Source organism: Stenotrophomonas riyadhensis, from assembly GCF_040256885.1.
Lineage (GTDB): Bacteria > Pseudomonadota > Gammaproteobacteria > Xanthomonadales > Xanthomonadaceae > Stenotrophomonas > Stenotrophomonas riyadhensis.
In genome coordinates this window covers 1,516,716-1,530,008 of sequence record NZ_CP155568.1, presented here as the reverse complement: position 1 = coordinate 1,530,008, position 13,293 = coordinate 1,516,716, and the positions used below count along the sequence as shown (strand labels likewise).

Genomic DNA, 13,293 nt, shown 5'->3' with positions numbered 1-13,293 from the left:
TCAATCCGGGGCGACGGGCGTCAAAGCCTTGACGACCCGCCCTCCCCTGCCCGCCCCGGCGCGATCCCCATCGCGCCGGCGCAGGCTCAGGCCAGCACCTGGTAGCAGGGCTGGTACTCGCCGGAGATCTTCATCCGGCGCTGCTCGACGAAGGCGCGCAGCAATGCGTCCAGGGCCTGCATCATGTCCGGGTCGCCATGTATCTGGAACGGCCCGAACTGCTCGATGCGGCGCATGCCGTCCTCCTTCACGTTGCCGGCGACGATGCCCGAGAACGCCCGGCGCAGGTCGGCCGCCAGCGCGTGCGGCGCACGCCCGTGGTGCAGGTCCAGCGCGGCCATTGCCTCGTGGGTCGGCACGAACGGCTGCTGGTACTCCCACGGAATCTCGATCGACCAGTTGAAGAAGAACGAGTCCTTCTGTGCCAGGCGATGCTCGCGCACGCGCTTGATACCGTTGGCCATCTTCTTGGCCACCGCCACCGGGTCGCCGATGATGATCTCGTAGCGCTCGGCTGCGGCATCGCCAAGGGTCAGGCGGATGAAGCGATCGATCTGCTCGAAGTACGGCGCCGCCACGGTCGGGCCGGTCAGGATCAGCGGGAACGGCAGGTCCTTGTTTTCCTCGCGCAGCAAGATGCCGAGCAGGTACAGGATTTCCTCGGCGGTGCCGACGCCACCGGCGAACACGATGATGCCGTGGCCGATGCGGACGAAGGCCTCAAGGCGCTTCTCGATGTCCGGCATGATCACCAGGTGGTTGACGATCGGGTTCGGCGACTCGGCGGCGATGATGCCCGGCTCGGTCAGGCCGATGTAGCGCGTCACGGTGCGGCGCTGCTTGGCGTGGGCAATGGTGGCGCCCTTCATCGGGCCCTTCATCGCGCCTGGGCCGCAGCCGGTGCAGATGTCGAGGCCGCGCAGGCCCAGCTCATAACCCACCTGCTTGGTGTACAGGTACTCGTCGCGCGAGATCGAGTGGCCGCCCCAGCACACCACCAGGTTCGGGTCGCCCGGGTTGAGGATGCGCGCATTGCGCAGCAGGCCGAACACCGCGTTGGTGATGCCCTCGGACGACTCCAGCTCGGCCGCGTAGGCCGGGCCCATCTCGATGGCCATGTAGGCCAGGTCACGCACCACGGCGAACAGCAGTTCGGCGACGCCGCGGATGATCTCGCCATCGACGAAGGCCATCGCCGGTGCATTGACCAGGTCGATGCGCACGCCGCGATCCTGCTGCGCCACCTGGATGTCGAAATCGGGATACAGATCGCGCGCCGCGCGCGGATCGTCAGAGGCGCTTCCGCTGGTCAGCACGGCCAGCGCGCAGCGGCGCAGCAGCTCGTGCATACCGCCGGCAGACGCATCGCGCAGGCGGGCCACTTCGGCCCGCGACAGCACATCCAGCCCACCGCGCGGGTAGATCCGCGCATCCTGCACCGGCAGTGCACGGGCTGATTTTTCGTTCGTGGTCATGTCCAATTTTTCGCTTCCTTCAAGGTTTCCGACTGTACTGCCGCCCCCTTAAAAAGCAAAACGGCCGGGAAGCCCGACCGTTGGATGTGTGCTTCCCGCGTTCGCCTTTCCGGGACCGCATCGGCGGCGTTGGCACCGCGCACATTTCCGGATGCTACGCCGATGCCAGATGACCTGCAAGGACTTTCGCATGAACGGAAAACGGCCGGGTTTCCCCGGCCGTTTTCACTTACTGCTTCAGGCTCTGATGGATCAGAACTTGTACTTCACGGTCAGCTGCATCGACCAGCGCGACACGGCGGTGTTGCCCTTGTCGTTGTTGTTTTCCTGGACCGAGGAATCATCCGCACCGGTGAACGAGTACACGTACTTGCCGGTGGCCGGATCGATACCTGCGAAGTTGCCCACGCGACGGGTGGCGTAGAAGCCGTAGTCGTCGATCAGGCCCCACTTCTTGTTGAGCAGGTTGCCGACGTTCATGATGTCCAGCGCGATTTCACCCTTGTGGGTCTTCGCGAAGCCCGGGAACTCCTGGCTGATGCGGACATCGAAGCTGTTGACCCACTTGGCGCGGTGCTGGTTGGCCGGCACGGTGCTGCCACGGTAAGCATCGAGTTCCGGATTCTGCGCCAGCCAGTCGAAGAACTTCTTCTCCATGTCTGCGCCGCCAACAAACAGCACGTCGCCCGGGCCCTTCGGCACGTAGAACAGGTCGTTGCCGATCGCGCTGTCGCCGTTGGCATCGTTGTAGAACACGTAGCTGTACGGACGGCCCGAACGGCCTTCATAGAACAGGCCGACGCGGGTGGCGTTGTCACCGAAGAAGTTGTGCTTCCACTCCAGGGTACCGGTGATACGGTCCTTGATCGCATAGCGCGAGTTGTACGCGATGTTCTCGTTGGCGTTCAGGATCTGGGTGTTGTTCCAGTTCGAGGTGTTCTGCGAGCTGGTCAGCGGGCTCACTTCCTTCGACTGGGTGTAGGTGTAACCCAGCGACCAGCCCCAGTTCTCGGTCAGCGGCTTCGCCAGCGAGAAGGTCGCCTGGCTGCCGCGGCCCTTGTTGGTGTTGCGCAGGAGCAGCACGTCGCCGATGTTGTTCGGGCGGTAGTTGCGGTTCAGCACGCCATTGGTGCCGTTCTCCATGCCCAGGTTGTCACCGGTGCGGCTGTCGATCTTGCTGTTGGCCTGGTTCAGGCCCTTGTCGTTCCAGTAGATCTCACGACCGTCCTGTGCGGACACGTAGGTCGGGCCATTGCCCTTGCCATTGGTCAGGTCCAGACGCTCGAAGTACAGGCCATCCTTGACCTTGGTGAACAGCAGTTCGGCCGACGCCACGATGCCGTACCACGGCAGTTCGTGATCGAAGGCCAGGTTGGCCTTCCACACCGACGGCAGGCGGGTGCCCGGGTTGATGATGTCGACGTTCTGGCGCGCGATGATCTTCGACGGATCCGGGATAAACGGATTGTCGGCATCAGCACTGAAGCCACCCGGGTTGCCACTGACGTTGTACTCGACGTAGTTCAGGCCGGTGTTCTGATAGGCACCTGCCAGCCACACGTTCGGTGCAGCACCGCCGAACAGGCCCACGCCACCGCGCAGCTGGGTCGGGCGGTCGCTGTCGAAGGTGTAGTTGAAGCCAACGCGCGGCTGGATCAGGCTCTTGTCCACCAGCTTGGTGTTGTTGTAGCCATACAGTGACTGGATGTCGGCGTTGTACTTGGTCTGACTGGTGAAGTCCGGGATGTCCACGCGGACGCCGAACATCAGGCTCAGGTTGTAGTTGATCGCCCAGGTATCCTGGATGAACAGGCCAGTATTCTTCAGATGGAACTTGGCCGGAATGTCATCCAGGCTGCCGCCCGCGCGCGGAACGCGCAGCTGGTAGCCGTTCGCGGTACCCTTCAGGAACGAGGCCAGGTCACGGAAGTCATACGCGCCGTACAGGTTACGGCCGTAGAAGTTCATCAGGTCGTTGTCGGTGTAATCGAAACCGAACTTGACGGTGTGGTCACCGACGTACCAGGTACCGGCACCGAAGGCGCTCAGTTCCTTCGACTCGACCAGATTGGTGTGGGTGTTCTGCTCGGTACCCAGGTACAGCGAATTGTTGCCGAAGCGGACCCGCATCTGCGGCAGGTGCGAGGCGGCGACGCGGTTGGACGAGTAGTCCTTGTGCGAGACCTTGAACTCGGTCGAGAAGTTCTCGGACCAATCGCTGAACAGCTCACCCATCCAGGTTTCGTACTGGGTCGGCTGGGTGTACCAGAAGTCACTCAGCGAGAGTGCGCTGCTGCTGACCTGCGGGAAGCGGACGACGTCCTGCTTCATCTTGTTGTAGCGCAGGGCCGCACGGTGGTTCTCGTTGATGTTCCAGTCCAACTTGACCGCGTACTCTTCGATCTCGGTCTTGTTGTTCAGGTCACTGACGCCGCCCACCGGGTGGCCCAGTTCCGCCATGCGCTTCTGCACAGCCGAGATGTCAGCGTCGCTGATGCCGCCCTTCGCCGGATCCTTGTTATAAGGGCTGTCGCTCAGGCTGACGCCGCCACCACTACGCTCGTACTTTTCATAGTTGGTGAAGAAGAACAGCTTGTCCTTGACGATCGGGCCGCCGAAGGTCATGCCGTAGGTCTTCTCGTCCTTGAAGCCGTTGAAGTCCGACTTGTCACCTTCCAGGCGCGAGCGGACCATGTCCTTGTCGCGGTACGAACCGTACACGGTGCCGTGGAACTCATTGGTACCCGACTTGGTCACGGCGTTGATCACCGCGCCGGTACCACCCGAGATGGTGGTGTCGTAGTTGGCCAGGTCGATGTTGATTTCCTGGATGGCGTCCATCGACACCGGCTGACGCTCGGTCGGCAGGTTGTTGGAGCCCAGGCCAAACGGATCGGAGGCGCTGATGCCGTCGATGCGGATGGCGTTGTAACGGGTGTTCTGGCCACCGGCCGAGATCGCGCCGTCAGCCTTGCTGACCTGCGAGATGCGCGGGTCCAGGCGGATGTAGTCCTGGATGTTGCGGTTGGCCGACGGCAACGCATCCATCGTTTCACGGGTCACGTTGCTGCCGGTACCCATCTTGGTGGCGCTGAACAGGTCCAGGCCACCCGCGGTGGCAACGACGTTCACCGCGTCCAGATTGGTCGCAGCCAGATCACCGCCCAGGCTGGCGTTGACGGTGTTGACCTGATTCAGGTTCAGGAAGACACCCTCTTCGGTCTTGGTGCCTTCACCGGACTTGGTGATGGTGATGGTGTACGGACCACCCACGCGCAGGCCGCGCGCGTTGTATCGACCCGACGCATCGGTGGTGGCACGCGAAACAGTGCCCGACTCGGTGTGGGTGATGGTGACTTCAGCGCCGGCGACCGGCTGGCCTGCGGCGGACATCACCTGGCCGCCGACACCGGCAGAGGTGCTCTGGGCGAAGGCGGGAGCGGCGGCGAGTGCGGCCACGAGACCAAGGGTAAGCTTGGACATCCGGAGTGGGTGGGTCATTTTTCGGTAGCCTCGATGCGAGTTGGCGATGGCGGAAAAAAAGCGCATCCAAACAGCCCTGCGGGTGGCTGGTCGGAGAGTTATCTGGGGTTCCCTACCGCTTGGCTGAAGGCAGCCATAACGGTTAACACTAGATTAACACGCTACGCCATCAATGTGACGGTTGTGCGACAAACGGCACCGGATCGCAACGCAATCGTGACGGGTTCTTCACTCCGCCTTTCCCCCGGCCTCATTCCGACAGAGGCGCCTCACTGGCGTCGAGAATCTGGCCTCGCCAGGCATGCCCGGCGCTGGACAGCAGGGTCACGGCCGCAGCGGCGGCGGCCTCCGGGCCTTGGGCGGCCGGGTCCTGGTCGACGGAATAGGCACGGGCGCGCAGCGCCGTGCGCAGCGGGCCGGGGTACAGGCCACTGACCCGTACCGGGCTGCGGCCAAGTTCGTCGTGCAGGCTGGTGATCAGGCCGCGCAGTCCATGCTGGGCCACGCCATACCCCCCCCAATAGGCCTGTCCGACCCGCTCGGGCGCATCCACTGCAAACACCATCGCCGCATCCTCGCGCTGCCGCAGCAGCGGCAGGCAGGCCTGGGCCAGCCAGGCCGGCGCGGTCAGGGTGACGTGCACCGCGCGGGCGAAACTGGCCGGATCGGCCAGTTCAAACGGAGTCAGGCCCGGGAAATGGGCGGCACAGACCAGCAGGCCGTCCAGCCGCCCGAGCTCGCGCTGCAGGGCCTGGGCCAGTTCGGCGTAGTCATCCGGGCCAGCGCCTTCCAGATCCAGCGGATACAGCAGCGGTTCCGGGCCGACAGCCTGCACCTGGGCGTAGACACGGTCCAGGCGGCGCGGCTTGCGGCCCAGCAGGACCACGGTGGCACCGGCCGCTGCGGCCGCAACGGCCGCCGCACTACCCAAGCCACCGCCGGCGCCTGCAACCAGCACCACGCGATCCTGCAACGGGCGGCCATCGAGCGCCCCGTCGGTCGGTGACGTCGATGGCCAGGCACTCATCCCTGTGTCGCCTCTTCGACGATGCGCTTGAGCTCGCCGGCTTCGAACAGCTCCAGGACGATGTCGCAGCCGCCGATCAACTCACCGTTGATGAACAGCTGCGGGAACGTCGGCAGGTTGGAGAATCGCGGCAGGTTGGCGCGGATCTCGGGTTCTTCCAGCACGTTGACGGTGCGCAGGGTGACAGCGCCGGCCGCCATCAACGCCTGTACGGCGCGGCTTGAGAAGCCGCACATCGGGTATTGCGGGGTGCCCTTCATGAACAGCACGAGCGGGTAACGATCGACCTCGGCCTGGATTTGCTGCATTACCGCCACAACCTCACTCCTTGCTTCGCCGGACAAACCGACCGCGGTGGTCGGCTAGACTGCCCACGGTAGCCGCCATTGTAAGCCGATGGAACCGGCTGCCGCCGCCCCTCTGGCCACGAACCTGTCCATGCCTGTCGAATTGCCTGCCCTTCCCTACCTTCCCGGCTCCCTGCAGCCGCATCTGTCCGCACAGACCCTGGAGCTGCACCACGGCCGCCATCACCGCGCCTACGTGGATGCGGTCAATGCCGGCATCCTCGGCACCGAGTGGGAAGAAGCGTCACTGGAAGAGATCGTCCGTCACGCCCAGGGCAAGCTGTTCGATGCTGCCGCCCAGGCCTGGAATCACGGCTTCTACTGGCAGTGCCTGCGTCCGCGCGGCGGCGGTGAGCCGCAGGGGCGGCTGGGCGAGCTGGTCAAGCGCCAGTTCGGCGACGTGCAGCGCCTGCGCGAGGAGTTCAACCGCACCGCACTGGGCCTGTTCGGCTCGGGCTGGGTGTGGCTGGTGCAGCATCCGGGCGGGCAGCTGGGCCTGCAGGCCACCCGCAATGCAGGCACCCCGCTGACCGGCGAGAGCACGCCACTGCTGTGCTGCGACGTCTGGGAGCACGCCTACTACACGGACTACCAGAATGATCGCGCGCGCTACCTGGACGCGTTCTGGCAGATGGTCAACTGGGAATTCGCCGAAAGCCAGCTGCGCTGAGGCAGCGGCTCCGCCACGGGGTAGTGCCGGCCGCTGGCCGGCATCCCCATACGCGCACGACCATACCCGATCCGCCCGCCAGCGGCCGGCACTACCGGGAAACAGTACGGAGCTTCACGCGCTCTCGTGCGCGGCCACCGCGTCCATCACCCGTGCCGAGTACACCAGCGCGGCGCCTGCATTGAGCGACACTGCCACGCCCAGCGCCTCGGCGATTTCCTCGCGGCTGGCGCCGTGCTTCAGCGCTGCATCCACATGCACGGTGATGCAGCCGTCGCAGCGGGTGGTCACTGCCACGGCCAGCGCGATCAGCTCGCGGGTCTTGGCATCCAGGTGGTTGGTCTGCGCGCCGGCATTGGCCAGTGTGGCATAGCCCTTGACCGTATCCGGCGAGAGCTTGCCGATCTCGCCGATGCGGCCCTTCAGTTCCTTGCGGTAGGCATTCCAGTCGAGCATAGTCGTGACTCCTGTGAAAGGAGCTCCACGCTACCACCGGGAATGTTGCGCCGATGCCTGCACCGGCGCGCCACATCGTTGCATTGCCGGCCAGCGGCCGGCACTACCGGGTTCAGCGGTTGCGCAGCGCGTGTACCGCCGGCGCCACCTGGGCCTGACGACCCAGCTCCAGACCCACCTGGTCCAGTGCATCGGCCAGTGCATCAGCAGCATCATCGCGCAGCGTGGCATGACCGACCTTGCGGCCCTCACGCGGCTCCTTGCCGTAGTCGTGCCAGTGGCCGCTGGCCTGGGCCAGCACCGGCGCCGGGTCCGGCATCGCGCCCAGCCAGTTCAGCATGCAGGCATGGCCGAGCATGCGGGTGCTGCCCAGCGGCAGGCCCAGCACGGCACGCAGGTGGTTCTCGAACTGCGAGGTCTCGCTGCCTTCGATGGTCCAGTGGCCGGAGTTGTGCACGCGCGGCGCCATCTCGTTGGCCAACAGCTCGCCATCGCGGCAGAACAGCTCCAGCGCGAACACACCGACATACTGCAGGTGCTCCGCAATGCGGCGGGCATAGCCGATCGCGGCCTCGTGCTCGGCGGCCGACAACTCGGCCGGGGCCACGCTGGCCGACAGCACGCCGTCGACGTGCCAGTTGCCGGTGACCGGCCAGGCCTCGAAGCTGCCATCGCGGCCACGCACGGCAACCACGCTGACCTCCCGCTGGAAGGCCACGAAGCCTTCCAGGATCAGACCAGTACGCTCGACCTGCGCACCCAGCGCATCCCATGCGGCATCGATGTCGGCCTCGCTGCGCAGGCGGAACTGACCCTTGCCGTCGTAACCGAGGCGGCGGGTCTTGAGGATGCACGGCAGACCGAACTCAGCAGCCTTCGCGGCCAACTCGTCACGGCTGCGGATGTCAGCGAAGGCCGGCAGCGGAATGCCCAGCTGCTGGAACAGGGTCTTCTCGCTCAACCGGTCCTGGGCCACGGCCAGTGCGGCCGGCGGCGGGTAGACCGGCACGCGGTCGGCCAGGAACTGCGCGCTGTCGGCCGGCACGTTCTCGAAATCGAACGTGACCACGTCGACCTTGGCCGCGAAATCCGCCAGCGCCTGGCGGTCATCGAAGGCACCGACGGTGAGCGGCGCCAGCGGGCCGCTGCAGGCGTCGGCCGCCGGGTCGTACAGTTCGAAGCGCAGTCCCAGCGGTGCACCGGCCAGTACCATCATGCGGGCGAGCTGGCCGCCGCCCAGGATGCCGACGGTCAGGCTCATTGGCGCGGATCGTCGTGGGCCATCACGTCTTCGGTCTGGCGTGCGCGGAACGCGTCGAGCGCCTGGCCGATCGCCGGCTGGTCACTGGCCAGCATCGCGGCGGCAAACAGCGCGGCGTTGGAAGCGCCGGCATTGCCGATGGCAAAGGTGGCGACCGGGATGCCGGCAGGCATCTGCACGATCGACAGCAGCGAATCCATGCCGTTCAGGGCCTTGGACTGCACCGGCACGCCCAGCACCGGCACGGCGGTCTTGGCGGCGATCATGCCCGGCAGGTGCGCGGCCCCGCCGGCACCGGCGATGATCGCGCGCAGGCCACGCGGGCCTGCCTGCTCGGCGTAACTGAACAACACATCCGGCGTCCGATGCGCGGACACTACCTTCACTTCGAACGGAACACCCAGGGCTTCAAGCTTCTGGGCGGCGTGCTGCATGGTTTCCCAGTCGGAACGGGAACCCATGACGATGCCGACAAGCGGCGCGATCGGGTTGGGGGTCATTGGCCGTCACCTGCCTTAAAGACGTATTCTAGCCGTCTTCCACGCAAGACGAAGAACCATGGATCGCAAGCTGCTCGACCTGCTGGTGTCGCCGGACACCCGCCAGCCCCTGTCCCTGCTGGATGGCAAGGGCCTGGAAGCCCTCAACAAGGCCATTTCCGCCGGCGCGGTGAACAAGGCCGATGGCAACCCGCTGGCGCAGCCGCTGCGCGAAGCGCTGGTCACCCGCGACCGCAAGCAGGTGTTCCGCGTCGACGACGGCATTCCGGTGCTGCTGGCCGAGGAAGCCATCCCCACCGCCCAGATCGCCGACTTCCCGGCCGCATGAGCACGCTGCCGACGCCGGATGCGGCCGTTGTCGCCGCCGATGTCGCGCGTGCGCTGGCCGAGGACCTGGGCAGCGGTGACGTCACCGCCGCCCTGCTGCCCGACCAGGCCGACAGCGCCTACCTGCTGTGCAAGCAGGACGGGGTGATCGCCGGCCGCCCCTGGTTCGACGCCACCCATCGCGCGCTCGACCCGGACGTACGCATCGAATGGCAGGTATCCGAAGGCGACGCGGTCACCGCAGGCACCGTGCTGGCCCTGCTGCACGGCCGCAGCCGCAGCCTGGTCAGCGCCGAACGCACCTCGCTGAACTTCCTGCAGACGCTGTCCGGCACCGCCACCACCACCGCGCGCTATGTGGCGGCCGTGGCCGGCACCGGCACGCGCATCCTCGACACCCGCAAGACCCTGCCCGGCCTGCGCCTGGCGCAGAAGTACGCGGTGCGCTGCGGCGGTGGCGAGAACCATCGCTTCGGCCTGTACGACACGGTGATGCTGAAGGAAAACCACATCCGCGCTGCCGGTTCACTGGCCGCAGCCGTGGCTGCCGCACGCCGGCAATGGCCTGGGTTGCCGCTGGTGGTCGAGGTCGAGGATCTGGCGCAGCTGCGCCAGGCGCTGGAGGCGGGTTGCGAACGCATCCTGCTGGATGACTTCAGCCCCGACCTGCGCCGCGAGGCGGTGCGCATCACGGCGGGTCGCATTCCGCTGGAAGTGTCCGGCAGCGTGGGCCTGGGCGGCCTGCGTTCGATCGCCGAGGACGGCGTGGACTGCATCTCCATCGGCGGCCTGACCAAGCATGTGCAGGCCATCGATCTGTCGCTGAAGCTGGGCCCGCCGCCGCGCTGAGGCGCGCGGGACCTCGGGGCTGGGGTCAGATCCCTTTTCCTCCGGAAAAGGGATCTGACCCCAATCTCAAGCATGGCTCGGCTCTACAGGATCCGTTCGCCTTCACGGCTCGGCCACGCCGTCCTCTGCGACGCTGCCGGCATCCCCCACAGGAGCCGCGCATGCGCCGGATGCTCTTGCCTGCCTGCCTGCTGCTCGCGGCAGCCCCCCTGTCCGCCGCAGCCGCTGAAGCCTGCGATGTGCCGCCCCGCTTCGGCCTGAGTCCCTTGGCGGTGGCCATCCGCAATACCGCCTGCAACGAGCACCGGCTGTGGTTCCGGCCCTTCATCGATCGCGATGGCCGCGCCGCCAGCCTCAGTGTCACCGAAGCCGAAAGCGATCACCTGGCCGACAACGGGCTGATCGCCTGGCAGCGCGTGGCCGGCTACTGGCGCAACAGCGGCACGCTCAACGCGATGGGCAGCATTGCGGGCGCCAGCAGTTGCCTGGCACCGCTGGGCACGCGCTACACCGACAGCGACTGCCGCGCCTTCCTGATCGACAACCCGTGGTCGGCCGCGTTCATTTCCTGGGTGATGGTGCAGTCCGGCGTTCCCGGCTTCAACACGTCGCCACGCCACATCGACTACATCCGTGCCGCGTACCAGGGCGGCCCCTCGGGCGTGCCGTACCGACTGGTCGACCCCGCCACGGCCAAACCTGCGCCCGGCGACCTGCTGTGCTTCCTGCGCGACCGCAGCACCACGCTCAGCTACAGCGGGCTGGTGCAGGCACTGGGCAATGGCTCGGTGGGCCACTGGAAATCACATTGCGAAGTGGTGGTAGCGGCCAATCTTGGCGGCGACCAGACCCTGTACCTGGTCGGCGGCAACGTGATGAACACCGTAGCGATGCGGCTGCTGCCGCTGGACCGCACCGGGCTCATCAAGCTGCCGCCCGCGCGCGAACGCAACAGCACCGGCATCGACCCCAGCTGCACGCCGGGCCGCGAGGACGAATGCAGCTTCAACCGCCAGGACTGGGCGGCGCTGCTGCAGTTGACCGCTACGGCCCCCCTGGTGATGCCCTCGCCCACTGCGACGCCGATGCAGCCCGCCCCGGCACCGCAACCGGTCATCGTGCCCGCGCAGCCGGTATCCAGCGAACCGCAGCCGCGGCGGTGAATCCAGCGCTTGATCCAGCGCACGTTCGCCGCCATCTTTGCCGGATCGACACCTGACGGCTGACGCCATGCCCACCCTGCTGCTGTTGCTGATTGCCGGCGGAATCATCTACTTCTTCTGGAACGCCGCACGTTCGGCCGCCGAGCGCGCGGTCGAGCTGGGCCGCAATGCCTGCCGCGCCGCCGATGTGCAGTGGCTGGACCAGGCCGTGCACGCCACTGGCCTGCGGCTGTCGCGTGGCGAGGATGGACGGCTCGGTTTCGAGCGCACGTTCAAGTTCGAGTATTCCTACGATGGCATCGATCGCCACGTGGGCCGCATGGTGCTGCGCGGCGACCAGCTGATCTCGTTCACCGGCCCCGGCGCGGCACGGATCAGCCAGATCCGGCCGGATGTGGAGGATGCCGAGGATGTGTAGGGTTCAAGGGTGTGCCAACCAACGGTCGGCACCTGCCGCCAAACGGGCAAGGAAAAACGCCGCCCATCGGGGCGGCGTCGGAAGGATTACTTGACCACGCGCAGGTTCGGGCGGCCCTTCGGCGGCGGACTGGCCGGCGGCGTATCGTCCGGCGGCGTGCCTTCGTCATGCAGCAGCTCATCGCTGGTCGGCGCGGTTTCGCTGCCCGGAATGTCGTCCGGCAACGCCATGCCCTGCCCTGTCTCGCGGGCATAGACGGCCAGCACGGCGCTGATCGGCACCTGCACCGGGTAGCTGGTACCGGAGAAGCGCGCCGAGAAGCTCACCATCTCGTTGTCGATCATCAACCGTACGACAGCACGTTCGGCGATGTTGAGCACAACCCGGCCATCCTTGACCGCCGAAGGCGGGACCTGCACGCCGGGGACGCCGGCGTCGACCAGGATGTGCGGGGTCAGCTGGTTGTCGTTGATCCATTCCACCAGCGCCCGCAGCAGGTACGGGCGGTGGCTGGTCATGTGGAAGAAGTCTTCGGTCATGCGTGAAGTGTACGCGCCCGGCGCCCCGCCGGGGCGGATCGCCTGCACGCCGGTCGGCGTGCAGACGGGTACTGCGGGGCCGGATCAGACCGGCAGATCGCGCAGTTTCTTTTCCTGGTCGGTCAGGCTGCGGACGAAACCGGGATGGCGGAAGATGCGGTTGCCGTAGTCCTCGATCGCCTTGCCGTCCTTCGGCAGCGGCACGTCCAGCGACTGCAGGCGCCAGATGATCGGCGCCATCGCGCAGTCGGCCAGGCTCATTTCCGGGTTGAGGAAGAACTTGCTGGCCTTGAACAGCGGCAGCGAGGCGGTCAGCAGCTCCTTCAGGCGCTTGCGGCCGGCCTCGGCCTGGGTCTTGTTGCCCAGCTGGATGGCCTGCACCTGCGGTACCCAGTCGTGCTCGATGCGCAGCATGGCCAGGCGGATCCGTGCACGCGACAGCGGATCGACCGGCATCAGTGGCGGATGCGGATAGCGCTCGTCCAAGTATTCGCTGACCACCGACGCCGCGTACAGCACCAGCTCGCGCTCGACCAGGGTCGGCACCGAGTGGTACGGATTGAGATCGATCAGGTCTTCAGGCGGGTTCTGCGGATCGACCGGAACGAAGTCGAACGTGACCCCTTTCGCCGCCAGCACCAGACGTACACGGTGGCACAGCACATCGTCGTTCGAGGAAAACAGCGTCAGTGTATTGCGCATGCGTACGCTCGCCGCCATCAAAGGCTCTCCCACGACAGGAGACCGCCTGCCGCATCGGCGCCGCCGGCACCGTGCC

Annotated in this window: 14 protein-coding genes; 5 read left to right on the top strand and 9 right to left on the bottom strand. The window is 66.3% G+C overall.

All coding sequences use genetic code 11. The features are described from left to right. Positions 1 to 86 precede the first annotated feature (86 nt). The 4 genes from ppnN to grxD all read right to left on the bottom strand — a co-directional run bounded on the left by ppnN (position 87) and on the right by grxD (position 6,302). Positions 87 to 1,475 carry a nucleotide 5'-monophosphate nucleosidase PpnN gene (gene ppnN, locus SriyCCGPB3_RS07120; protein WP_005408855.1) on the bottom strand — a complete coding sequence of 463 codons (1,389 nt, stop codon included), beginning with the start codon at positions 1,473 to 1,475 and terminating at the stop codon, positions 87 to 89. Positions 1,476 to 1,727: 252 nt separating this feature from the next. Then, positions 1,728 to 4,976 (bottom strand): TonB-dependent receptor, encoded by a 3,249-nt coding sequence (locus tag SriyCCGPB3_RS07115; RefSeq protein WP_164160591.1) that lies wholly within the window; start codon positions 4,974 to 4,976, stop codon positions 1,728 to 1,730. Between the two features lie 232 nt (positions 4,977 to 5,208). Then, positions 5,209 to 5,985: an SDR family NAD(P)-dependent oxidoreductase gene (locus SriyCCGPB3_RS07110; protein ID WP_180854906.1), complete on the bottom strand. Its 777-nt coding sequence runs from the start codon at positions 5,983 to 5,985 to the stop codon at positions 5,209 to 5,211. Then, entirely contained in the window at positions 5,982 to 6,302 is a 321-nt protein-coding gene (gene grxD / locus SriyCCGPB3_RS07105) for a Grx4 family monothiol glutaredoxin (RefSeq protein ID WP_005408852.1), read from the bottom strand. Before grxD ends, SriyCCGPB3_RS07110 begins: the two co-directional genes overlap by 4 nt. A 121-nt stretch (positions 6,303 to 6,423) precedes the next feature. Between grxD and SriyCCGPB3_RS07100 the strand changes: the two genes are divergently transcribed. Beyond that, positions 6,424 to 7,002: a superoxide dismutase gene (locus tag SriyCCGPB3_RS07100; RefSeq protein WP_110714287.1), complete on the top strand. Its 579-nt coding sequence runs from the start codon at positions 6,424 to 6,426 to the stop codon at positions 7,000 to 7,002. A gap of 114 nt (positions 7,003 to 7,116) precedes the next feature. Here SriyCCGPB3_RS07100 and SriyCCGPB3_RS07095 read toward each other — a convergent pair whose 3' ends face one another. The 3 genes from SriyCCGPB3_RS07095 to purE form a co-directional block, all read right to left on the bottom strand. Beyond that, the gene (locus SriyCCGPB3_RS07095) at positions 7,117 to 7,458 is read right to left on the bottom strand and encodes a carboxymuconolactone decarboxylase family protein (protein WP_004152082.1); all 342 of its coding nucleotides are present in this window, start codon (positions 7,456 to 7,458) and stop codon (positions 7,117 to 7,119) included. Between the two features lie 112 nt (positions 7,459 to 7,570). Continuing rightward, on the bottom strand, positions 7,571 to 8,719 hold the full coding sequence (locus SriyCCGPB3_RS07090; protein ID WP_248859972.1) for a 5-(carboxyamino)imidazole ribonucleotide synthase: 1,149 nt from the start codon (positions 8,717 to 8,719) through the stop codon (positions 7,571 to 7,573). Next, complete coding sequence (gene purE / locus SriyCCGPB3_RS07085) at positions 8,716 to 9,219, bottom strand: 5-(carboxyamino)imidazole ribonucleotide mutase (protein WP_005412808.1); 504 nt, start codon at positions 9,217 to 9,219, stop codon at positions 8,716 to 8,718. The genes SriyCCGPB3_RS07090 and purE overlap by 4 nt, the downstream gene beginning before the upstream one ends. 58 nt (positions 9,220 to 9,277) lie before the next feature. On the opposite strand from purE, the gene SriyCCGPB3_RS07080 reads away from it, so the two are divergent. The 4 genes from SriyCCGPB3_RS07080 (at position 9,278) to SriyCCGPB3_RS07065 (ending at position 11,976) form a co-directional block, all read left to right on the top strand. Continuing rightward, positions 9,278 to 9,547 (top strand): Trm112 family protein, encoded by a 270-nt coding sequence (locus SriyCCGPB3_RS07080; protein ID WP_005408847.1) that lies wholly within the window; start codon positions 9,278 to 9,280, stop codon positions 9,545 to 9,547. After that, on the top strand, positions 9,544 to 10,395 hold the full coding sequence (nadC, locus tag SriyCCGPB3_RS07075) for a carboxylating nicotinate-nucleotide diphosphorylase (protein WP_180854904.1): 852 nt from the start codon (positions 9,544 to 9,546) through the stop codon (positions 10,393 to 10,395). The genes SriyCCGPB3_RS07080 and nadC overlap by 4 nt, the downstream gene beginning before the upstream one ends. 161 nt (positions 10,396 to 10,556) lie before the next feature. Continuing rightward, a complete protein-coding gene (locus tag SriyCCGPB3_RS07070) occupies positions 10,557 to 11,558 on the top strand; it encodes a DUF2272 domain-containing protein (RefSeq protein ID WP_110711775.1) in 1,002 nt (333 codons plus the stop codon). Positions 11,559 to 11,625: 67 nt separating this feature from the next. Then, positions 11,626 to 11,976, top strand: coding sequence for a DUF3301 domain-containing protein (locus SriyCCGPB3_RS07065; RefSeq protein WP_005415950.1), 351 nt, complete (start codon positions 11,626 to 11,628; stop codon positions 11,974 to 11,976). A gap of 86 nt (positions 11,977 to 12,062) precedes the next feature. Here the strand turns inward: SriyCCGPB3_RS07065 and SriyCCGPB3_RS07060 are convergent, their stop codons facing one another. Further along, complete coding sequence (locus tag SriyCCGPB3_RS07060; protein ID WP_049399914.1) at positions 12,063 to 12,515, bottom strand: ClpXP protease specificity-enhancing factor; 453 nt, start codon at positions 12,513 to 12,515, stop codon at positions 12,063 to 12,065. Between the two features lie 84 nt (positions 12,516 to 12,599). After that, complete coding sequence (locus SriyCCGPB3_RS07055) at positions 12,600 to 13,235, bottom strand: glutathione S-transferase N-terminal domain-containing protein (RefSeq protein WP_005408842.1); 636 nt, start codon at positions 13,233 to 13,235, stop codon at positions 12,600 to 12,602. Positions 13,236 to 13,293: the final 58 nt, after the last annotated feature.